Source organism: Curtobacterium sp. AC272 (assembly GCF_979258155.1).
In genome coordinates this window covers 3,327,148-3,346,981 of record NZ_OZ409838.1, presented here as the reverse complement: position 1 = coordinate 3,346,981, position 19,834 = coordinate 3,327,148, and the positions used below count along the sequence as shown (strand labels likewise).

26 protein-coding genes are annotated in these 19,834 nt (G+C 64.9%); all 26 read left to right on the top strand.

Features of this window, described 5'->3' with window-relative positions:
- Window positions 1-279 precede the first annotated feature (279 nt).
- Window positions 280-486 (top strand): hypothetical protein, encoded by a 207-nt coding sequence (locus tag ACZZ0J_RS17245; protein ID WP_463437826.1) that lies wholly within the window; start codon window positions 280-282, stop codon window positions 484-486.
- Window positions 487-1,004: 518 nt separating this feature from the next.
- A complete protein-coding gene (locus ACZZ0J_RS17240; protein ID WP_463437825.1) occupies window positions 1,005-1,331 on the top strand; it encodes a hypothetical protein in 327 nt (108 codons plus the stop codon).
- A 40-nt stretch (window positions 1,332-1,371) separates the two neighbouring features.
- Entirely contained in the window at window positions 1,372-1,749 is a 378-nt protein-coding gene (locus tag ACZZ0J_RS17235) for a P27 family phage terminase small subunit (RefSeq protein ID WP_463437824.1), read from the top strand.
- Entirely contained in the window at window positions 1,733-2,395 is a 663-nt protein-coding gene (locus ACZZ0J_RS17230; protein WP_463437823.1) for a hypothetical protein, read from the top strand. Before ACZZ0J_RS17235 ends, ACZZ0J_RS17230 begins: the two co-directional genes overlap by 17 nt.
- 50 nt (window positions 2,396-2,445) lie before the next feature.
- A complete protein-coding gene (locus ACZZ0J_RS17225; RefSeq protein WP_463437822.1) occupies window positions 2,446-3,510 on the top strand; it encodes a hypothetical protein in 1,065 nt (354 codons plus the stop codon).
- Entirely contained in the window at window positions 3,510-4,868 is a 1,359-nt protein-coding gene (locus ACZZ0J_RS17220) for a phage portal protein (RefSeq protein WP_463437821.1), read from the top strand. The genes ACZZ0J_RS17225 and ACZZ0J_RS17220 overlap by 1 nt, the downstream gene beginning before the upstream one ends.
- Window positions 4,834-5,643 carry a VG15 protein gene (locus ACZZ0J_RS17215; protein ID WP_463437820.1) on the top strand — a complete coding sequence of 270 codons (810 nt, stop codon included), beginning with the start codon at window positions 4,834-4,836 and terminating at the stop codon, window positions 5,641-5,643. Before ACZZ0J_RS17220 ends, ACZZ0J_RS17215 begins: the two co-directional genes overlap by 35 nt.
- A gap of 92 nt (window positions 5,644-5,735) precedes the next feature.
- Window positions 5,736-6,314 carry a hypothetical protein gene (locus tag ACZZ0J_RS17210; RefSeq protein ID WP_463437819.1) on the top strand — a complete coding sequence of 193 codons (579 nt, stop codon included), beginning with the start codon at window positions 5,736-5,738 and terminating at the stop codon, window positions 6,312-6,314.
- Between the two features lie 50 nt (window positions 6,315-6,364).
- A complete protein-coding gene (locus tag ACZZ0J_RS17205; RefSeq protein ID WP_463437818.1) occupies window positions 6,365-7,249 on the top strand; it encodes a P22 phage major capsid protein family protein in 885 nt (294 codons plus the stop codon).
- Window positions 7,249-7,713, top strand: a complete 465-nt coding sequence (locus tag ACZZ0J_RS17200; protein ID WP_463437817.1) for a head-tail connector protein — start codon at window positions 7,249-7,251, stop codon at window positions 7,711-7,713. Before ACZZ0J_RS17205 ends, ACZZ0J_RS17200 begins: the two co-directional genes overlap by 1 nt.
- Before the next feature lie 27 nt (window positions 7,714-7,740).
- Window positions 7,741-8,124: a DUF6093 family protein gene (locus tag ACZZ0J_RS17195; protein WP_463438218.1), complete on the top strand. Its 384-nt coding sequence runs from the start codon at window positions 7,741-7,743 to the stop codon at window positions 8,122-8,124.
- On the top strand, window positions 8,124-8,579 hold the full coding sequence (locus ACZZ0J_RS17190) for a hypothetical protein (protein ID WP_463437816.1): 456 nt from the start codon (window positions 8,124-8,126) through the stop codon (window positions 8,577-8,579). The genes ACZZ0J_RS17195 and ACZZ0J_RS17190 overlap by 1 nt, the downstream gene beginning before the upstream one ends.
- Before the next feature lie 503 nt (window positions 8,580-9,082).
- Window positions 9,083-9,583, top strand: a complete 501-nt coding sequence (locus ACZZ0J_RS17185) for a phage tail tube protein (protein WP_463437815.1) — start codon at window positions 9,083-9,085, stop codon at window positions 9,581-9,583.
- A 93-nt stretch (window positions 9,584-9,676) separates the two neighbouring features.
- Window positions 9,677-10,144, top strand: coding sequence for a hypothetical protein (locus ACZZ0J_RS17180; protein WP_463437814.1), 468 nt, complete (start codon window positions 9,677-9,679; stop codon window positions 10,142-10,144).
- Window positions 10,145-10,230: 86 nt separating this feature from the next.
- Complete coding sequence (locus tag ACZZ0J_RS17175; RefSeq protein ID WP_463437813.1) at window positions 10,231-10,542, top strand: hypothetical protein; 312 nt, start codon at window positions 10,231-10,233, stop codon at window positions 10,540-10,542.
- Between the two features lie 91 nt (window positions 10,543-10,633).
- Window positions 10,634-11,773 carry a phage tail tape measure protein gene (locus ACZZ0J_RS17170; RefSeq protein ID WP_463437812.1) on the top strand — a complete coding sequence of 380 codons (1,140 nt, stop codon included), beginning with the start codon at window positions 10,634-10,636 and terminating at the stop codon, window positions 11,771-11,773.
- Window positions 11,774-12,127: 354 nt separating this feature from the next.
- Window positions 12,128-12,379, top strand: a complete 252-nt coding sequence (locus tag ACZZ0J_RS17165) for a hypothetical protein (RefSeq protein WP_463437811.1) — start codon at window positions 12,128-12,130, stop codon at window positions 12,377-12,379.
- The gene (locus ACZZ0J_RS17160) at window positions 12,376-13,266 is read left to right on the top strand and encodes a hypothetical protein (protein ID WP_463437810.1); all 891 of its coding nucleotides are present in this window, start codon (window positions 12,376-12,378) and stop codon (window positions 13,264-13,266) included. The genes ACZZ0J_RS17165 and ACZZ0J_RS17160 overlap by 4 nt, the downstream gene beginning before the upstream one ends.
- 658 nt (window positions 13,267-13,924) lie before the next feature.
- On the top strand, window positions 13,925-14,275 hold the full coding sequence (locus ACZZ0J_RS17155; protein WP_463437809.1) for a hypothetical protein: 351 nt from the start codon (window positions 13,925-13,927) through the stop codon (window positions 14,273-14,275).
- A gap of 458 nt (window positions 14,276-14,733) precedes the next feature.
- Window positions 14,734-15,489 carry a hypothetical protein gene (locus tag ACZZ0J_RS17150; RefSeq protein ID WP_463437808.1) on the top strand — a complete coding sequence of 252 codons (756 nt, stop codon included), beginning with the start codon at window positions 14,734-14,736 and terminating at the stop codon, window positions 15,487-15,489.
- Window positions 15,425-16,525 (top strand): hypothetical protein, encoded by a 1,101-nt coding sequence (locus ACZZ0J_RS17145; protein ID WP_463437807.1) that lies wholly within the window; start codon window positions 15,425-15,427, stop codon window positions 16,523-16,525. Before ACZZ0J_RS17150 ends, ACZZ0J_RS17145 begins: the two co-directional genes overlap by 65 nt.
- Window positions 16,526-16,764: 239 nt before the next feature.
- On the top strand, window positions 16,765-17,115 hold the full coding sequence (locus ACZZ0J_RS17140; protein ID WP_463437806.1) for a hypothetical protein: 351 nt from the start codon (window positions 16,765-16,767) through the stop codon (window positions 17,113-17,115).
- A 549-nt stretch (window positions 17,116-17,664) separates the two neighbouring features.
- Window positions 17,665-18,153, top strand: a complete 489-nt coding sequence (locus ACZZ0J_RS17135) for a hypothetical protein (RefSeq protein ID WP_463437805.1) — start codon at window positions 17,665-17,667, stop codon at window positions 18,151-18,153.
- Window positions 18,150-18,368, top strand: coding sequence for a hypothetical protein (locus ACZZ0J_RS17130; protein WP_463437804.1), 219 nt, complete (start codon window positions 18,150-18,152; stop codon window positions 18,366-18,368). The genes ACZZ0J_RS17135 and ACZZ0J_RS17130 overlap by 4 nt, the downstream gene beginning before the upstream one ends.
- A gap of 680 nt (window positions 18,369-19,048) precedes the next feature.
- Window positions 19,049-19,642 (top strand): M15 family metallopeptidase domain-containing protein, encoded by a 594-nt coding sequence (locus ACZZ0J_RS17125; protein ID WP_463437803.1) that lies wholly within the window; start codon window positions 19,049-19,051, stop codon window positions 19,640-19,642.
- The gene (locus tag ACZZ0J_RS17120; protein ID WP_463437802.1) at window positions 19,605-19,829 is read left to right on the top strand and encodes a hypothetical protein; all 225 of its coding nucleotides are present in this window, start codon (window positions 19,605-19,607) and stop codon (window positions 19,827-19,829) included. Before ACZZ0J_RS17125 ends, ACZZ0J_RS17120 begins: the two co-directional genes overlap by 38 nt.
- Window positions 19,830-19,834: the final 5 nt, after the last annotated feature.

Genomic DNA, 19,834 nt, shown 5'->3' with positions numbered 1-19,834 from the left:
GCCACGCAACTGGGCCGAGCTCAAGCGCAAGGTCAAGCACCGGGCGCACGGACTGTGTGAAGCCGAGCGCCACCACCCCGACTGCGATGGCATCGGCACCGACTGTGACCACGTGGTGCAGGGCGATGACCACAGCCTCGCCAACCTGCAGTGGTTGTCAGCCCCATGTCACCGAGCCAAGACCAGCAACGAGAACGCTGCACGCAACCGAGCTAACGCAGCACTCAGGCGCAGGCCAACCGAGCAGCACCCAGGTCAACGAACGAAGGGCACAACAACATGACGAGCATCAAGATGCTGAGCACTGTCGGCGGTCGCAAGGAAGGTGAGGTCGTGGACGTCACGCCAGGTGCCGCTGCATTCCTGGTCAACGCTGGGTATGCTGAGTCAACGGGCAAGACCGAACAGCCTAAGCGCGCACGCCGTGGTGCTGCGCGAACCGAGGCAGAAGCATCGGAGAGTGAGAGCGAAGACGATTCGGAGTGACCTCGACAAGCATTGTCGAGTGACATATCTCCTACCGAGTCGCCGCCCTCACACCCACCTGCGGGGACCCCCACTCGCTCCCCGGAAAAACCGCCGGATAGCAATTCCCGTCCTGCGTGCGCTTCTTTCTGTGTTTTGCCGCTCGAAAAGCCCTGATCAGACCCCAGATTGGGTGCTTTAGGGACTTTGGGGTGCTTTAGTAGCGACCACCGCGAACGGCGTACTTCCGCATGTTTCCGCCACTTATCCGTTTCATGGCCTAGACTGAGGGCATGGAGTCGACGGCGTGTGCGGAGTGCGGTGCATCACTGCGGTTGCTGCGTTCTGGGGCACGGTTTTGCGGGTCTAACTGCCGTCTAAGGGCACACCGGAAGGCCCGTGCTGCTGCCGAACTGCCTACCGATATGAGTTCCCGGCCGCGGTTCGTTCGGTACACGAAGACGAAGCGCCCGATCACTGTTGCTGGTCGGTCGGCGTCTTCCACGAACCCCGCCACCTGGTCAACACACGCTGAGGCGGTGGCGTCGAACAAGGGCGAGGGCGTCGGCTTTGTCCTGGGCGATGGCATTGGCTGCATCGACTTGGACCACTGCATTTCTGACGGCGTTGTCGCTGGCTGGGCGCAGGAAGTCCTCGACAACAACCCCGGCACCTACGTGGAATTCTCCCGTTCCGGTGAAGGGCTCCACATCTTCGGCCTGCTCGACGAGAGCGCTGGCCGCAATTTCCGCGATGGAGTGCGGCAGATCGAGTTCTACTCGGTTGGCCGCTACATCGCGTTGACGGGTAAGCGCTTCCGTGGCGCACCCGTTCGCCTGGCTGCACTCAGTCTGCCGGCGTTGTAACCGCGCCCCGGTGGCGCATCACGCGTCCCCGGAGGGCACCATGACCGACAGCACGAAGATCCCTGTTCCCCGCGCGCTTAAGACGCACGGTCGGAAGCTGTGGAAAGAGACGACCGACAAGTACGACCTGCGGCAAGACGAGCTCGAGACGCTGCGTGCAGCATGCGCAGAGCTCGACCTGATCGTCCGCATGGAGAGCGAACTTGAGGGCGAGCCGCTGACGGTCCAGGGGTCGCAGGGTCAGATTGTGGCGCACCCGCTCGTGCAGGAACTTCGGCAGCACCGGTCCACCATGTCGACGCTGCTGCGTTCGTTGAAGCTGCCTGACGACGGTGCTGGTGCCGGCGCGGCAGTGGTCAACCAGCAGCGATCGGCTGCACAGACGCGTTGGGCGGCCTCGCATGGCCGTAGCGCGTAACGCTGGACCTGCCCTAGTCGTCAACCGTGACGCCGAGTACGCCGAAATCAAGCAGTGGTATCGCGACAAGCTCGCTGACACGTTTCCTCGCACGGACCTCCCGTATGAGCCGGTCAAGATCGGCCCTACGTGGCAGTTCGACGCGGGTTCGTGGGTGCTGCCTGAACGCTCCATGGGGTGGGAAGCCCTCGCGTTCGCGGGCCGCTGGCTGACCCACAAGGGCAAGCCGTGGCAGTACACGATGGAGCAGACGCGCTTCCTACTGTGGTTCTACTCGCTCACGCCGCAGGGGCAGCTGGACTACGTCTCCGCGGTCCTGCAGCGGCTGAAAGGCTGGGGCAAGGACCCGTTTGCTGCGGCGCTGTCCATGACGGTGCTGTGCGGCGAAATCGAGTTCGACCACTGGGACGCGAACGGCGAACCGGTCGGCCGTCAGGTGGACGCCGCGTGGGTGCAGATTGCCGCGGTGTCGCTCGACCAGACCAAGAACACCATGAAGCTGTTTCCGGCTCTGATCCCCGCTGAGACGCGTAAGCAGTTCGGCATTCAGATCGGCAAGCAGAACGTGGGGCGCGCGGTGATGAGGCGCAGATCGAGGCTGTCACCGCATCACCGCTGGCGATCGAGGGTGGCCGACCAAAGCTGATCATCCGCGCCGAGACGCAGAACTGGAACAGCTCGAACGGCGGGCACGACATGGCCGGCGCAATGGAGGGCAATGCGGCGAAGGCTGAGATTGACGCTCCCGCCCGGGTTCTGGACATCTGCAACTCTTACCGGCCCGGTGAAGACTCGGTCGGCCAGCGCCAGCGGGAGGGTTGGGAGCAGACGCAGGGCGACGACGCTGCAGCGGCCGACTTCGGTCTGCTGTACGACTCGCTCGAGGCACCGCCGAACGCACCGCTGACTGCGGCTGCTGCTCCGGAAGTGGTTGAGTCCGTCCGGGGTGATTCGGTCTGGCTCGACGCTCGCGGGCGCATCCTCAAGTCGATCCTGAACCCCGCTAACCCGCCCTCTGAGTCACGGCGCAAGTGGTACAACCAAATCACTGCCGCCGAAGACTCGTGGACGGAGCCCGCGGAGTTCGATCCGCTCGCAGCCCCCGACGCTGTCGTGGATCCGGGCGAAGAGATTGCCATGTTCCTCGACTGCTCGAAGTCGGACGACGCGACAGCCCTGGTCGGCGTTCGCATGTCTGACGGGCACGTGTTCACGATCGGCATGTGGCAGCGCCCACCCGGGAAGCGTGGCGACGGCTGGCTGGCACCGCGTGAGGAAGTCGACGCGAAGGTGCAGAGCGCTTTCGAGCAGTACCGCGTGGTCGGCTTTTTCGGCGACCCGTCGCACGTTCGTGACGACGAAACGATGGACCGCTACTGGGATCCGTTGTTCGACAAGTGGCACCGGGAGTACCGGTCGCAGCTGCGTATCTGGGCGTCCGGCTCCAAGAACGGCAAGGGTCACGCCGTCATGTACGACATGTCCGCCCGCGACAACGCAAGTGAGTTCGCTTCGGCGGTCGCGTTCACGCTTGAGGAAATCAAGTCGGGGTCATTCACTCACGACGCCGACGCACGCTTGCGCCGGCACGTACTGAATGCGCGCCGCTATCCCGTTCAGGGCTACGTGTCCATCTCCAAAGATGGCCGTGAGTCGAAGAACAAGATCGACCTTGCTATCTGCATGGTTGGCGCTCGAATGGTGCGCCGTCAGATCCTCAACAACCGAACAACGAAGAGGGGCAAGGGCCAAGTATGGTGATGAAGTCCGCCGACGTGCTTGAGCTTGCCCAGGAAGTGCTTCTGCCTGGCGCGCAGCAGGAATGGCAGCGTCTCGACGACCTCGACAACTGGTTGCGCTGGTCCCCGACAAAGCTGCAGCTGCCTGACCGAGCGAACCAGGAACACAAGCAGCTGCGGGATATCTCGGAGACGCCGTGGATTTCGCTGATTGTGACGACGGTTGCGCAGCAGCTGGTTGCAGAGGCGGCGCGATCGACTGACGGCCGCGACCTCAGCACGTTCTGGACGCCGTGGCGCAACAACCGCATGCAGTCCCGTCAGCGGGCGATTCACCGCGCGGCGCTGGGGTACGGGTATTCGTACACGACTGTCATGCCGGGCGTTCTCGACGCCGACGAGGGTGAGCAGCAGGCAGCGGCGATCCGCGGGCGTTCCCCGCGCGACATGTACGCCGTCTACGCCGACCCGGTCGAAGACGAGTACCCCATGTACTACCTGCTGAAAAAGGGCAGTCACTTCCACATCGTGGACGAAGAGGCCGTCCACATCATCGGGCGCGAAGACGGCCGGCTGGTGTTCATCGAAAGCAGGGTGCACGGCATCGGGGTCGCGCCGGCCATCCGGTACTCCAACCAGATCGACCTGGAAGGCCGCACGCCTGGCGAGGTTGAACCGTTCATCCCGATGGCGAAGCGGATCAACAAGACCACCTTCGACCGGATGACGGTCCAGCACTTCAACTCGTGGAAGGTCCGCTACGCGACCGGCCTCGAGGAAGCGCAGGACGACGAGGAACGCGCCAAGCGCAAGCTGGTGCTGCAGCAGGCCGACATTCTGACGGGCGGCGACGGCGTCACGTTCGGCACCCTCGACGAGACGGACCCGGCAGGGCTCATCTCCGCTGAGGAACGCGACGTGAACACGCTGGCGGCTGTCTCGCAGACGCCCGCGCACGCGCTGACCGGGCAGATGATCAACCTGTCCGCCGACGCCATCACTGAGGCGCGCGCGATGCTCGACATGAAGGCCGGCGAACGCAAGGTCGGCTTTGGTGACTCGCACGCGCAGACGCTTCGGCTGGCGGCGCACGTTGAGGGCCGCGACGACGACGCCAGGGACTTTTCAGTGGTCATCGACTGGACGGACTTCCAGTCGCGGTCCATGTCTCAGGCTGCCGACGCGCTGGGCAAGCTCGCGTCGCAACTCGGTATCCCCGTCGAGAAGCTGTGGGACCGCATTCCCGGTGTCACGCCCGACATCGCTAAGGGCTGGCTCGAGTACAAGCAGGCGAACCCGTCAGCCGAAGAGCAGCTGGCCAACGCACTGAGAGGGCAGGCGGGCAATGGCGCTGACAGCGGAGGGTCGACGGCTAACTGAGGCGAACCGCCTCCGTCAGATTCGTCTGGCCGCGCAGGCAGCTGGGGTCGGGCTCGTTCTCTGGAACGACCTCGACCCCGGTGACCTAGACCGGTCGGGCGTGCGCTGGCTGGCCGAGAACACCGCACTGGCTTCCACCTACTACGCCCAGGCCGCCAACACCACCGCGACCTACATAGAGCAGTACCGGGCCGCTGAGGGCGTCTCTGGTGCCGGCGCGATCGTCCGGCCGTCGTTCGACGCGGCCCTAACGTCGCAGATTCTGCTGGTGGCTGGTCCGATCCGGGTCAAGAACCTGGTCGGCTCCGGCATGAGTGGCAGCGCTGCCCTGGCGACTGTGAAAAGTGGCTACGCGGGCATGTTGCGACGTCAGGTGCTCATGGGTGGCCGTGAGGCGATCGACCAGACCGCCGCCCAGGATGACCAGGCAATCGGGTGGCGTCGCGTCTCAGACGGTGACCCCTGCACGTTCTGTGCCCTTTTGTGCTCCCGCGGCCCTGTGTACCGCTCCCGTGCGCAGGCAGGCGATGACCCCGTTGCCGGCGACGGCATGCGTTACCACTCGCACTGCGGCTGCCACGCGGAGCTCGTCTACGACTCATGGCAGCCGAACGAGCAGGAGCAAGGCTTCATCGACAGCTACAACCGTGCCGCACGCCAGGCCAACGCTGCCGGCGACGCACGAACGCAGCAGACCGTGCTGCCCCGCATGCGCGAAAGCGGCGACTTCCGAGACTCGCCAGCCGTGCGCAACCAGACCACCCAGCCCGAATAGGGCCTGGGTTACACCGCTGCCCTGGTGGCAGCCAGGACGCCCCGGGAGGGCACATGAAGAGCACCATCGGCACGAACTACGCCCCGTGCGACGTGGACGGACTGGCCCGTATCGGCCTGTCCCCGTTCCAGCTGCGCGGCATCCGCTTCGTCGAAGGCGAGGCCGGAGCAGGCACCGGCACCGGCGCTGACACCGGCACCGAGCAGACCGGTCAGGAAGGGTCCCAGGAGGGCGCTGACAAGACCGGCGGTGAGGGCGATGGCGACGGCGACGAGGGCGACAAGTTCGACGCCGACAAGGCTCGAGAGAAGATCCGGAAGGCCAACTCCGAGGCCAAGAACCTCCGGGAACGAGCAACGAAGGCCGAGCAGGAGCGCGACGAGCACAAGGGCAGCAGCGAGAAGGTGCCGGCTCTGGAAGCCGAGAACCTCCGGCTGCGCGTCGCCGTCAAGCACGGCCTGCCCGAATCGCTCGTAAAGCGCCTCACCGGCACGACCGAAGAGGAACTGCTGCAGGACGCCGAGGAACTGCTGGCGATGTTCGGTAAGGGCGGCTCCAAGCCGCCGTCGGGTGCTGCCCGTGAGCAGCTGCGCGGTGGAGGCAACGCCGACATTGCAGCCGACCCCACGGCCGACCTCGACAAGTTCGCGGAAGAAGCCTTCCGGCGATAACAACGCCCCCCCCACGGTGGCGTAACCAATCCACACAGAAAGGGGCCATCGTGGCTCTCTACACCCCTGAGCAGGCGGCACGTGCAACGCTCGCGTCCCTGCGTTACCTGACCCTTCTGCCTCGAACCGTCCGCCAGGACTTCTCCGCGGACTTCGTGGCCGGCGTCGGCCAGACCGTCAACGTGCTCGGCCCCATCTCGGCCGGCAAGGCGAAGGTCTACACCAAGGCCAACCGGACCGCGCGTGACGCGATTCAGTTCAACGAGCTCGGCCAGACCTGGGTGCCGGTCACCCTCGAGAACCAGGTCTACAACGCCGTTCGCCTGCCCGACGACTTCGAGACGTTCACGCTCAAGGACATGACCCGTCAGGTCCTGATTCCCCAGGCCGAATCCGTCGTCGACGAGCTCGCAACGCCGCTCATCGCGCAGATGACCGCTATCGGCACCGACGCCAGCATTCCGAAGATCAACCCGGACGGTTCCAACTTCCGTGCCGCGCTGATCAAGGCGCGTCAGGTGCTGAACGACCGCAAGGTCCCCGCCGCCAACCGCACCTTCGCGGTCGGTTCGGACCTCGAGGCCGCTGCACTGCAGGACACCCTGCTGCAGAAGGTCAACGAGTCCGGCTCGTCTGACGTTCTCCGGAACGCCACCATCGGTCAGCTGTTCGGCTTCACCATCGTCGCTGACCCGTCGCTCCCGTCGGACTTCGGGAGCGCCTACCACAAGGATGCGTTCGCTCACGTGACGCGTCCCTCGAAGCAGCCGCAGGGTGCCGCGTTCTCCGCGACCGTGGCCCAGGACGGCTACGCGCTGCGCTGGATCCAGCACTACAACCCGACGCAGCTCGAGGACCAGTCGGTCGTCGACACCTTCTACGGTGCCAAGACGCTCGACGCCAACCGCGCCGTCTCGGTCGAGCTGGCTGCGTAGTGGGGACCCCGGCGACTCTCGCCGGGGTTTCTGACCTCGGTGACTGGCTCAGCGAACCGATTGAGCAGGACAGTGCCGAGGCACGCCGAGCGCTGCTGTGTCTCCGGCTCGCGTCCGCCCTGGTCCGCAAGGAAACAGGGCGGACGTGGCTGGACGACGCAGGGGTGCTGGTCAATCCGCTTCCGGACGACGTGCAACTGGTCACGCTGTATTGCGCTGGCCGTGTGTACGACAACCGGGAAGCGCAGACCCAGGGCGGTGTCGACGACTACAGCGAGGGCTGGAAGGTCGACGAGTCCGGGGCGTACCTCACCGCGTCGGAAAAGCGAATGCTCTCCACGCACCGCGGAGGCAGCACCTTCCGCGGTCTGGGCGTCGTGTCCACCACTCGCACGGAGTCCGTGGACTCCGGTGCTGGGCGGGTTCCGACCCCTACCCCCGGCGTCACCTTCCCCTGGTACTGATTGGAGCCCGCTGTGCGCGGAACGCAGATGACTCGACGCGGCCGGCGAATGGCCGAGCAGCTTATGAGCTCGACGTGTCGCGTGCAGCGGGCCTCCGGTCCACCCGTGAAAGGGCCGACCGGAGAGCTAGAGACGCCGCTGGCCACGGTGCTCGAGGACGTGAGCTGTCGCTTGCGGTTCGTGTCCGGGGTCACTAGCGACGTGGATGCTGCGGCGCAGCTGCTCGTCAGTCAGACCGCGGTGCTGTCCCTGCCCGTTGAGGGCACTGGGGATATCCGCCCCAACGACCTGGTGAAGATCACATCGTCGGATCTCGACCCCTCGCAGGTTGGGTCCGTCTTCCGCGTCACAGGCCGGCACTTCCAGACGCTCGCCACCGCACGGCGGCTGTCCGTGGAACTGGTGTCCTAGTGGCTGGGTTCGCGGTCGACAGCAGCCAACTCGACACCCTCGCTGCCGCGCTGGGGGAAGTCGCGTCGTCGGCCGGCCTCTACGTCCGAGATGCCGTCGAGACGACAGCGATCGACGTCCGAGACGACTGGCGCGAACAGGCGTCGGGCATGCGTGGCCTCGAGGCGTACCCCTCGTCGATCGGGTACGACTTCACCGGCTTCCAGGGGTTCGGCTCAACGGTCCTGACGTGCGAAGTCGGACCGGACAAGGGCCGCGGGCAGGGTTCCTTCGGCGGCATCGTCGAGTACGGCTCCCCCACGTTCGCACCACGCCACTACGGCGACAACGCGCTGGAAGCGCACTCTGACCAGTTCGAACAGCTGCTGGACGAAGCGCTGCAGAAGGCCGAGCGCGCCCTGACATTCGGCGGCGTCACCCGTTCGGTGCTCGCCGGAAGGAACACGATCCTATGAGCCGCAGACAGCACGTAGAAGCGGTCCTGCAGCGGCTGCGTGAGCATCCCGACCTGGCCGGCCGCGTCTTCACGGGCGTGGCCCTCAGGGATGCAGACAACAAGCCGCGCAGTAGGTACGTCACCGTCTGGGTGGGCACTCCGCGCCGCACTGGCTCGTTACTCCGGCCCGCAGGACACGGAGCGTTACCGCTTCACTATTCACTCCACGTCGATCGATTCCGACGACGTCGGCGACCTCGACGACGCAGTGACACAGCAGCTACTCGACTGGACGCCGACAATCCCCGGTCGGGTGTCGCGCCGCATGACGTCCGATGAAGCTGACGAAATGCAGTACGACTCGGATCTAACCCCACCCCTCTACTGGATCCCAGCGACGTGGCAACTTGTCACCGATTTAGAACCTAAACCCCTCGTCATCTGACGGGGGGTTTTCCTATGCCGCCCGCGCCGCGGGTTCCCGTCCTCGTTTGAGGACACCACCACACAAAAGGAGAGAGCATGTCGCTCGACACCGCCCCGGCGTCCACTCAGTCCGATGGTCGCCACAAGATTGCGTTTGTGCCGTATGGCCCTGACGTGAACCCGCTTTCCGTCGCCACGCTGAAGGCTGACACCACCAAGAACGTCACCTACTCGTTCACCCCGGACGGGTTCAACCACGCCGTCACACAGGCGACCGTGGAAGACAAGCGCTACACGCTCGAGCAGGATCTGTCCCGCCCCGGTAAGACGTCGGAAACGCTCGAGGTCAAGTACGTCGACTCGGAGAACCCGGATTCCGCATCGCAGACGTTCCTGAAGGACACGGCCGGCTGGTTCGTGCGCCGCAAGGTGATCCCGAACGCGACCGACTGGACCAAGGACCAGCTTGCCGACGTCATCTCGGTGGTCGCAGGCGTCCAGCGTCCCGACGCCCCGGCTGAGAACGGCGTGGACACCACCACCCAGGGCATGTACATCACTGCCCCCACTCAGTACCGCCAGAAGCTCGTCGCCTGACGCCTGGCCGCTCTACCCTGACCGGGGCGTTCTCCGCCGTCGCCCCGGTCGAGGCCCCTCATTCATACGGCGGAAGAACGGCGGTTAGACAACATGGGTTTCGCAGAAGACCTCGCAGCAGCACAGACCCCTGAGGACCGTTACATCGACGTGCTGGTCCTCGTCAGCAAGAACCCGTACACGCTCCGATTCAGGGCGATGGACGGCATGGAGTGGGCTTCAGAGGCTGACCGCCACCCCGCGCGTCCGAACGTTCTGGTGGACGCCCGGTATGGCTACAACCTCCGCTCGCTTGTGCGAGCCGCAGCACCGCGTTGTGGAGTCATCGTCGTTGACGGCGAAGAGCGCACGTTGCAGGTCGACCCGATCGTCCCGCACCTGCCAGGACAGCCGAAGCCGCCCAAGCGGGTCGACGAGTGGGCCGATCTATTCAAGGCCGTTTCCCCTCACGACTTCCAGCGCATCACTGACGCCATTTGGTCGCTGAATGAGTACCTGCCGCAGCAGGAGGTTGAAGCAGCGGGAAACGCGCTCGCGGACTCCGCGAACACCTCCAACTAGCTCTCACTCTCGGCATTGCGCCGAAAAGGCTATGGGGCTGGGAGCCGCGGGAGTTCGCGGAGTATCACTACGACGATTCCGGAAATTTGGTCGGCGTCACAACGACGCGCGAACCGGAATTCGACAGGCAGCAACTGAGCTTGCTTCTGTCGCACCAGCGGCAAATGGCCGACATTGGCCCACATGGCCAGCCAATGTCCGAAGCCACTGACCCGCAAGCAAATCCCTCTGTTGAGGGCGGCTGGCATTACGAAGCTATCGAGAACGGTATTACCGACTATGCCGCGCTTTCCCTTGCCACAGCGCGCAACCGGTATTTCGACTTGCACGGCAAGAAGATGACCGAAGCGCAAAAGTCGGCAAAGCACTGGACCGTCCGCAAGGTGGTCGACTCATAACAGCAAATTGAGACTTGGAGGCGCACTGTGGCCAATCGCACAGCCAGGGTTTCGCTTGTAGCAGAGGTCAACGGCTACATCTCCGGAATGAATGCAGCGGCGCAGAAGACGCGTGAGCTCGGCTCTGAGACGGAGAAGCTGGGGCAGAAGCGCGAGGCGTTCGACGGACTCGGCCGAGCGGGCGACTGCATTCGGCGCAGTCGCTGCAGCCGCTGTCGGCTTGGCCGTTGCGAAGTACGCCGAGTTCGACGCGGCCATGTCTTCGGTGCAGGCGGCAACGCACGCCTCGGCAGCAGAGATGAACCAGCTGCGCGATGCGGCGGTGGAGGCGGGCGCAAAGACCGTCTTCACCGCGACCGAGGCCGCGAATGCGATCGAAGAGCTTTCCAAGGCTGGCGTCGGCACGACGGACATCATCAACGGCGGCTTGTCGGGTGCGCTCGACCTCGCGTCTGCCGGCGAGCTCAAGGTGGCTGACGCGGCGCAGATCGCGGCCACAGCGATGACGCAGTTCAACAAGCACGGCAACGAGGTGCCGCACATCGCAGACCTGTTGGCTGCGGGCGCGGGCAAGGCGCAGGGTTCCGTGCAGGATCTTGCGCAGGCGCTTAGCCAGGGCGGTCTGGTCGCGTCGCAGGCCGGGTTCAGCATCGAAGAGACGACCGGCACCCTGGCTGCGTTCGCGTCTGCGGGTCTGCTCGGCTCCGATGCGGGTACGTCCCTCAAGACGGCGATTATCGCCCTGCAGAACCCGTCTGAAAAGGCACGGGCGACCATGCAGCAGTACGGCCTCGATGTGTACGACTCGTCCGGCAAGATGCTGTCGTTCGGTGGGATCGCGGCGCAGCTCGAGGACAAGCTCGGCGGGCTGTCTGACGAGCAGCGCAACGCCGCCCTTGCCACGATCTTCGGCAACGACGCAGTGCGTGCCGCGAACGTCCTCTACAGCCAGGGGGCGTCAGGGATCGCCGAGTGGACCGGCAAGGTCAACGACAACGGGTACGCCGCGGAGACCGCCCGCCTGAAGCTCGACAACCTGAAAGGTGACGTCGAGAAGCTTGGCGGTGCGTTCGACACCGCTCTGATCAATCCGGGTCGGCCGCGAACGGCAGCCTCCGTGAGCTCGTCCAGACCACCACGTTCCTCGTTGACGGCATCAACTCGATGCCGAAGCCCGTCCTCGCGGCGGGGGTGGCCGTCGCTGCCCTTGCGGCCGGGGTCGGTCTCGTAGGCGGCGGTGCGCTCATCGCTGTCCCGAAGATCGCAGCTCTGAAGGTGCAGCTCTCCACGATGGGGGTCAGCATGCGCGGCGCTGCTGCGTCGGCAGGCGTGGCCGGCGTCGCGCTCGGCGCTCTGACATTTGCTGTCGGCTCCGCTTTTTCGGTCATCGCGCAGCAGAAGAGCAACGCTGAGGCGTTCACTCAGACGCTCGACGAGCAGACCGGTGCGATTACGAAGTACAGCCGGGCTGCCGTGATCAAGCAGCTGTCTGACCAGGGCCTCTTCGACTCCGCGAAGAGGGCTGGTGTCAGTCAGAAGGACCTCACCGACGCGGTGCTCCAGGAGTGGGGACGCCTACGAGGCCATGAAGGACAAGCTCGGCGGTGGCAGTCAGCTCGCCGCGAACGCGCTTGGCTTCAACCTGCTGACGGGCAAAGCGAACAACGCCCGCCTTGCTCTTGACGGCGTCCGCGGTTCGGTCGAGCAGGGTAAGGAGGCGTTCGACAATGCCAGCGCTGCGAATGACGAGTCTGGCGATACCGCCCAGACTGCCGCCGAGCAGTACCAGGCGGAAGCCGCAAGGTTGCTGACCTGTCCTCTGAGCTGTCGGAATTGATTTCGCAGTTCGATGAGGTCAACAACAGCAACCAGGACGCCATCAGTGCTAACGCTTCCTACCGGGAAGCTCTGGCCGGGCTGAGTGACCAGGTGGCTCAGCAACGGGAGAACACCCAGGGCTATACAACTTCGCTCGACGAGAATACTGCTATTGGCGCTGGCAATGCTTCCATGCTCTCGGACTTGGCAAGCAAGGCGCAGGATGCGGCAAACAAGCAGTATGTCGTGGATCAGTCCACCATGTCCGCGAAGGACGCGGCTGACAAATACGCAACCACCCTGGCAGCTCAGCGGCAGAAGTTCATTGAGTCTGCGACTGCGGCAGGCTTCAATGCGGGCGAGGTCAAAAAGCTTGCCGACCGCGTCTTTCAGCTGCCTTCGGAGAAGCAGATCAAGATTCTCGACAACGTTGCCGCCGCGCAGCAGAGAACGGACACCTACAGAGGCAAGCTGGACGCCCTTCCCGCTGAGAAGCGCGTGGCAATTAGTGCCGCTACGGCACAGGCGCAGTCGGCAATCCAGAGCGTTCTTAATTCGCTTGGCCTGGTGCAATCAAAGACCATCACGGTCACTACTAACCAGGTGACCGTGGCGACGCCGGGTAACACCAATGGCGTGTTCAAGAACAACCTGAATGGGTCGGTAACGGACTACTACGCGAATGGCGGCCTTCGCGAAAGCCACGTGGCACAAATTGCACCAGCTGGCGCAATGCGGTTGTGGGCTGAACCGGAAACGGGCGGCGAAGCGTATATCCCGCTCGCCGCATCAAAGCGGTCCCGCTCCCTCGCCATCTGGGAGGAAACCGGCCGACGCCTGCAGGCATTCGCGGACGGCGACGTACGCGGCGGAACGCCGACGTACGTCCCGACCCTGAGCGACTAGTTGTCGCGCAGCCCGCCGCGACGAGCGGGAACGACAAGGCGTGGGTGTACGCGCCGCAGTTCGTGTCGTCGGGCAGCCAGCGGCGTGACCAGGACGAGTCGCAGTGGGTCTTCGGACGACTGCAAAACAAGCAGAGAGGTGGTCGGTAATGCCCAATGCTTGGGGAGATCCGCTACGGCGACGTCGACGAGATGTTCACCGACGGATCCGGCATCTACACTGCGTAGCGCCCCCGACTTGCCGGACTACGACATTACGGACGAGGACGAAGACCTCGCGCGTGCTGACGGGTCCGGCTTCGGGACCGACTTCCACGGCGGTCGCACCATCGGCATCGAGTTCGGTATCACCGGCCGGACTGAGGCGGAGATGTGGGACCGGTTCGGCCTGCTGTCCCGCGTGTGGGACGCAGCGTCCGTACGTGCGCGCCCGGGCGCATACGCGGAGCTTGTGACTGAGCGGGGCCGTTCGGCGTTCGGCCGGCCACGCAAGATCGCGCCCGCCGACGTCGCCCCAGAGGCGCGGATGATGACGGTGCAGACCACGTTCCGACAGAAGGACCCGAACTACTACGGAGCTGCGGAAGGCGTTGACGTACCGCTGGCGTCGTCGCAGGGCGGGGGTCTGGTTTCCCCTCTGGTGTCCCCGTTGGTCGCCCGTGGCTACTCGGCCCGCCAGAACACGTTCGTCGTGTCGGGCGAGAAGTCCCGCAGCGCTGGTTGCGGAGATCCGCGGACAGATTCTCAACCCGCGCATCGAGGTCCCGGGCCTCTTTCAGTACGCCGCGCCGACGTCGCTCGCATACGACGAGTGGCTGACGATCGACACCCGCCCCGGGCAGATGAGCGTGCTCCGCAACGGGTCGAAGATCGCCTCTCTCACCCTCACCTCGAGCCTGCTCACCGACGGGCTTCTCGCGCCGGGCGCGCACGCGCTCCTGTTCTCGGGCTCATCCACCGGCAACCCCCGGGCGTCGCTGACGTGGCGTCCTGCGTTCCCTTCCCCCTGACGAAAGGCAGCCTCAATGGCACTCGATCCCGTTCCTTGGTTCATCGGCGGTGAAGCGGAGCACGGCCCCGATGTTGCTCGACGCCTGCTCTATGCAGCCACTGGCGGCAAGCAAGGCGTCAGCGGCCCTGGCGACCTAAAGGCAACCCCCTCGACGTACCCGGCGCTGGCGTGAAAGATCGCTGCAGGTGGCGGCACGATCCTCAACCGGGTTGCGTCGCAGCAGTCGTATGGCGTTCGCAACCCGACTGCGGACGCAGAATCGGTGAAGATCGCAGCAACTGGCTCGTCCGGGGGCCGCTCGTACCTGGTCATCTGCCGCGTCGACAACCCATATGTCGACGGCAATGCCGCAGATGCCCGAGGACCCGGCCCATGGCCCGTACGACAAGTTTGACGTCATCCCCGGGGTGCCGTCGGGCACCCGGCGATTGCAGGATCTCGACGACTACAAGGGGCATGTCGGCAATCGAGATCTGCCGCGTCGACTTGCCCGCCAACACCGGCACCGTCACGTCGGCGATGATCACTGACCTTCGCCAGCTGACGAGCCCACGGTCCGAGTCCTTCACGCTCACCGACTTCGGTGTGAGTATCGCGACGCTGTCACAGACAGTGGGTACCGTCTTCCCGCCGTACCGGCCGACCGTGACCGTCCCCGACTGGGCGAACTTTGCCCGCGTCGAACTCGTTCTGGCCGGGCTGTCGGCGCTGGGGAACTCGACCGGCGTGTACAACCTGCAGCTTCAGGACGCGGCCGGGGCAACTGCCGTCAGCGGCAACTCGATCGGGTACAACGCGGACGCGGTGGTCACGTCCACCCGCATGGCGCTGCTCGGCTTCGCTGAAGGCAATGTCGCGCGGATATCGAGGTCGAGGCGCTGCGCCCAACCACCACGATGCGCAAAACCGATGCCGGGCAGGCGAACCTCAAGTACGACGCCTCATCGCAGATGCTCTACCAGGTCACGTTCTCCGAACGCCTCGCGTAGCAGGGAGGGGAATCTGATGGCGGAACGGATCATCGTCCAGCGGGCGATTACGAAGAAGGTGCTTTCCTACGACCTTCCCGGCGTCGTGCCGGGCGCGAAGACCACGGAACTGTCCGCCGGTTGGGTCCTTGCAGCTGACCGTCTCGCCTACTACGGTCATGCAGCTCGCAGCCGACAACCTGCCGGTTTTCCAGGAGTGGAACACCATCGTCACCGTCGATAGAGACGGCGAAATTCGATTCCGCGGTCTTGTCGTCGATATGGAGTGGTACGCCCCCGGGTGGAAGATCACCCTCGCGTCAATGGCAACCTACCTCTTCGGCACCCCGTACGAGGGCGCGGCCTACTACGGCGCGAAGGTCGACCCGGCGACGATCGTCCGGAAGCTCGTTGCACACGTGCAGTCGTATACACAGCCACCGTCCGACCTCGGCCTCACCGTCTCCGGCACGACGCCAGTGAAGATCGGCACGTACTCGACGCAGAACAAAGCCGACACCCTTGCCGTCTACAACGCCGCGGTGAAGGCGTACAACTCCGAGAACGCCGAGCTTAAGCCGCTGCGCGCGGCCGTGAAGTCCGCCCGGGACGACTACTCGGCACTGGTGAAACAGTCTGAGACGGCGAACGCAGAACTCTCGGCGGCGAAGAAGGCAAAGCCGAAGGATCAAGCCCGTATCAACCGTGCGCAGGCTGCGGTGAACCAGGTGAAAGCCGACAAGGCTGCACAGCAGCGCGTCATCGACTCGCGGGTTGCTGCCGTTGACGCGCAAGCGAAGGTTGTCGCGGCGCGGAAGGCGACGAAGGACGCTGCGTACAAGAAGAAGGTCGCAGCAGCGAAGGCGGCAAAGGCGGATGGTGGAGCATATGAGCTGCTGCCTTGGGAAGCGCCTGACTGCGGGAACCTGCTCCGCGATCTGGCGAAGTCGACACCCTTCGACTGGTTCGAACGTTCTCGTTGGGACAGCAATGGACTCCCGCAAACGGAGATCGTGGTTGCCTATCCACGCATTGGCCGGCGTCTCTCCGGCGACGGTGATCCAACGTTCATGCAGGGCATGAACATCACCGTGCCGCTCAAGCCGGAAACCTCCGGAGACGAATTCGCTAACACCGTGTACGGCGTCGGAGCGGGAGAAGGTGTTGGCGCGATTCGACGATCGGTATCAACCCCCAACGGTCGACTTCGCCGAGTAGCGGCACTGTCGTCCAAAGACGTCAAGACCGCCACGCCGGATGGACGCCCGCTTGCGCGCTGAGCTCAACTCCCGCAAGGAGACGTTGCGGGTGCCAAGCATCACCGTGGCAGATCACGCGAATTCACCCCGCGGTTCCTACAACCTCGGCGACGACATCTATGTGCAGGGCAACTGTCGCAGCACCTTGGGCGCTTTGGACTCTGGCACCGCATCGTCGGCATCACCGAGAACACCAACGGCAGCACCGAGCTCAACCTCGAACGATCCGACTCGTTCACCTACGGATCAGGAGTACCCGAGTGACCAACTCCGAGGCAGCCCTTGCAACTCTGATTGACGACCTCCGAAGACGAACCAGCGACCTCGAAAAGACCGTGCAGATGGGGTCCTCTACCGTCAGCGACGACGAGGACGCCGACACTGTCGAAGACATCGTCGCCGAAGCGGCCGTCACCGCGGACACGCTCCCCGACCTTCAGGACGACATTGCTGACGCGAACGCTGGCGTCTCAACGCTCGGCGCGCAGATCGACGCGCAGATGGCGGATCTCGACACCCAGCTCGAGCTGGCCGCTACCAACCTCGACGTCGCTCGGGAAGAGATCGAGGAAGCGCAATGCGGTGGACGCGGCATTTGGGACCCGAGTTGACGGGATATCCGAAGACGTCGACACTGCCATCGTCGCTGCTGGGTCCGCTAAGACCGAAGCGGAATCCGCCACCGCAGCAGCACGGGACGCAGCAGGCCTCGCAGCGTCTAAAGGCAAGACCATCGTGCAGGTTTCCGAAGCCGACTGGTGCGAACGCGATCCGCTGAACCTGTGGATCAACATCAGCACCGACAGCAATGGGGTGCCGAAGAACCAGCCGAACCGGTACGACCCGTCCATCCCTGACTGGGTACCGGTCACCGATGCGCAAGCGGTTGCTGCGGCCCAGACTGCAGCAACCGCGCTTACTCGGCGCAGGCGGCAAAGGACGTCGCAGACCAGGCCAACGCCGCGCTGCGGGTGTCGCGAAGACTGCCGCCGACAACGCGAACACCGCGGCTCTTCAGGCGGCTGGGATCGCGAACGGCAAGGGCAAGGTCATCCCGCAGGCGTCGAAAGCCGACGGGCTCGAACGCCGCCGCGAGGAACCTCTGGATCCGGACGACCGACAACACCCCATGGATTTACGACGCCTCGATCCCGGACTGGGTGCAGGTCACCGATCAGACGGCGAAGGATGCCACCGCCGCCGCGGTGAAGGCCCAGCAGGACGCCACCGCGGCCTCCAACGCCGCGAAGGCAGCGCAGGCGACCGCAGACCAGCAAGCCGCTGATCCTGTTCTCGGTGCACGCGCGGGACCGTCCGGGACCGCGCCGACGGGCACGATCTGGTTCCTTTGGGACAGCGCGAAGAACGTTGCCGGGCAGTGGCTGCAGTCGGGCACGCTCGCTTCCCCGGTGTGGACGCCGCAGCAGATCCGCTCCGAGGTCATCGCCAACCTCGACGTCGCGAAGCTCACCGCGGGCTCTGCTGCCATCGCAGACCTGGTGGCACAGAAGATCGCGGCCGCGACGAGCAACTTCCAGACCGTCAACGTGTCGAACCTGTTCGTCACGTCCGGCGCGACGATGTCGCAGGCGGTCATCGACTACCTCTTCGCCAACGTCGTGCAGGCGAAGAGATCACTGCCGGCATGATCGACGTCGACTCGCTCAACGGCATCACCCTTACCGGCGCGATCGTGCAGACCGCGGCCTCCGGCAAGCGTGTGGTCCTGTCGAACAACCGGCTGAACTTCTACGGCGTCAGCGGCACGACTGCCGTGAACGCTGGGGTGATCGAGGGGGTACCGAACGGCGCGTCCGGTGGTCTGATCAGCATCGGCCCGGGCACCGGCACTTGCACCTGCTGATCGGCACCCAGAGCCTGCCAGGTCGCGGGGTCCGCGGTGGTCTACTCGCCGGCCGTGTGGTTCGACGTCGTCAACGCCGGAACACTGCTCGACCCGAACACCGGGCAGTCCTCTCTCCCGCTGACCGGTTCAGCGACCTACTCCGGAACACTCGCCGCGAACAGCTCGGACACGCTGACGGTCTCGTTCCCTTCGGGGCGGTTCACGAAGGCACCCTGGTCAACGCGAACGGTTCCAACTCGCGCCTCACCATCGGCATCAACTCGGTCACGAAGGACGCCGTCACGTTCGCCCTGGGCAACTGGACGTCTGGCGCGGCCGGCGCTCCCGTCGTCTACTACACCGCCACCCCGGAGACCGTAGGAGAGCCATGACCGACCCGACGCCCGCAGTGGCTTCGTTGCAGAGCCAGTACCTGACTTCACGTGCGGAAGCCGCTGAATGCAGGTCGACCGCGCGATCGGTTCGTCGCACGTGCAGCAACGGCAGACCAGACGGCCGACAGCCTCGCCGCGGCGATCACATCGCTCGGCGGCGAGATCCCCACCTACCCGCCCGTACCGGCGCAGGACCCCGCGGACGAGCCGCCCGGCGGCGAAGCCGCCGAGACGGTCTGATCCCGTCAATACATCATCACGAGCCGCCCTTCACGGGCGGTTTCGTCGTTCAAGGGAGGGCGCATGGTCGCCAAGTTCAGCGTCGGCCCGTCGTCGTACGGGGATCTCCGACGCATCCGGCAGTACGTCTCGTCCGCACGGATGGCACTGCAGGTGCTGTCCGTCATGGTCGACTTCAACAACTGGCAGAAGGCGCGCGGTGCCACCGGGAAGCTGTCCGTCAACGAGGGCATGCGCTCCCGGCCCCGGCAGTCCTGGTTCTGGGCCAATCGCTTCATCCTCGGCATCGCTGTCGCACCCCCGTTCACCTCGCGCCACGACGAGATCACCCACGGCAACGCGGTCGACTTCGGCATCACCATGCCCGACGGATCGAACCGGGCACTCACCGACACCGAGTTCGCAAAGCTCCACGCGATCGTCGAATCCCGCGGCGGCACCTGGACGGGCGTGAACTTCGGAGAGCCATGGCACCACGAGATGGCGACCCGGGCGGAACAACTCGCCCCCGTACCCGAACGCTGCGGACCTGTACCACGGCACCAACGCGCAGCCGTCGAAATCCACCATCAAGAAGCCGGCAGCACCGGCCGTCATCACGTCCCCGGGAGGGATGCACATGCTGTTCAAGGCGAAGTATTACTACCTCATTGGTGAGTTCACGGCTCAGAAGTTCACCGACAAGGCCGACGCGGTGCCGTACTCGCAGGCGACGAAGCGCGCCACGAAGGTCACCTCGGGCCGAATGAACCTGATCATCCGGCAGACCGCCGAGCGTCGAAAGGCAGCGTTCGGCTCGATCGACGCCGGCCTGCAGAAGCTCATCGACGACCGCAACCTCTGAGGGGA

Coding starts and splice junctions, on each gene's coding strand:
- ACZZ0J_RS17235 (WP_463437824.1), top strand. CDS start 1,372: ATGACCGACAGCACGAAGATCCCTGTTCCCCGCGCGCTTAAGACGCAC.
- ACZZ0J_RS17165 (WP_463437811.1), top strand. CDS start 12,128: ATGAAGGACAAGCTCGGCGGTGGCAGTCAGCTCGCCGCGAACGCGCTT.
- ACZZ0J_RS17145 (WP_463437807.1), top strand. CDS start 15,425: ATGCAGCTCGCAGCCGACAACCTGCCGGTTTTCCAGGAGTGGAACACC.
- ACZZ0J_RS17195 (WP_463438218.1), top strand. CDS start 7,741: ATGACTCGACGCGGCCGGCGAATGGCCGAGCAGCTTATGAGCTCGACG.
- ACZZ0J_RS17225 (WP_463437822.1), top strand. CDS start 2,446: ATGGCCGGCGCAATGGAGGGCAATGCGGCGAAGGCTGAGATTGACGCT.
- ACZZ0J_RS17185 (WP_463437815.1), top strand. CDS start 9,083: ATGTCGCTCGACACCGCCCCGGCGTCCACTCAGTCCGATGGTCGCCAC.
- ACZZ0J_RS17120 (WP_463437802.1), top strand. CDS start 19,605: ATGCTGTTCAAGGCGAAGTATTACTACCTCATTGGTGAGTTCACGGCT.
- ACZZ0J_RS17125 (WP_463437803.1), top strand. CDS start 19,049: ATGGTCGCCAAGTTCAGCGTCGGCCCGTCGTCGTACGGGGATCTCCGA.
- ACZZ0J_RS17180 (WP_463437814.1), top strand. CDS start 9,677: ATGGGTTTCGCAGAAGACCTCGCAGCAGCACAGACCCCTGAGGACCGT.
- ACZZ0J_RS17215 (WP_463437820.1), top strand. CDS start 4,834: ATGGCGCTGACAGCGGAGGGTCGACGGCTAACTGAGGCGAACCGCCTC.
- ACZZ0J_RS17220 (WP_463437821.1), top strand. CDS start 3,510: ATGAAGTCCGCCGACGTGCTTGAGCTTGCCCAGGAAGTGCTTCTGCCT.
- ACZZ0J_RS17130 (WP_463437804.1), top strand. CDS start 18,150: ATGATCGACGTCGACTCGCTCAACGGCATCACCCTTACCGGCGCGATC.
- ACZZ0J_RS17170 (WP_463437812.1), top strand. CDS start 10,634: ATGCAGCGGCGCAGAAGACGCGTGAGCTCGGCTCTGAGACGGAGAAGC.
- ACZZ0J_RS17245 (WP_463437826.1), top strand. CDS start 280: ATGACGAGCATCAAGATGCTGAGCACTGTCGGCGGTCGCAAGGAAGGT.
- ACZZ0J_RS17150 (WP_463437808.1), top strand. CDS start 14,734: ATGTCGGCAATCGAGATCTGCCGCGTCGACTTGCCCGCCAACACCGGC.
- ACZZ0J_RS17230 (WP_463437823.1), top strand. CDS start 1,733: ATGGCCGTAGCGCGTAACGCTGGACCTGCCCTAGTCGTCAACCGTGAC.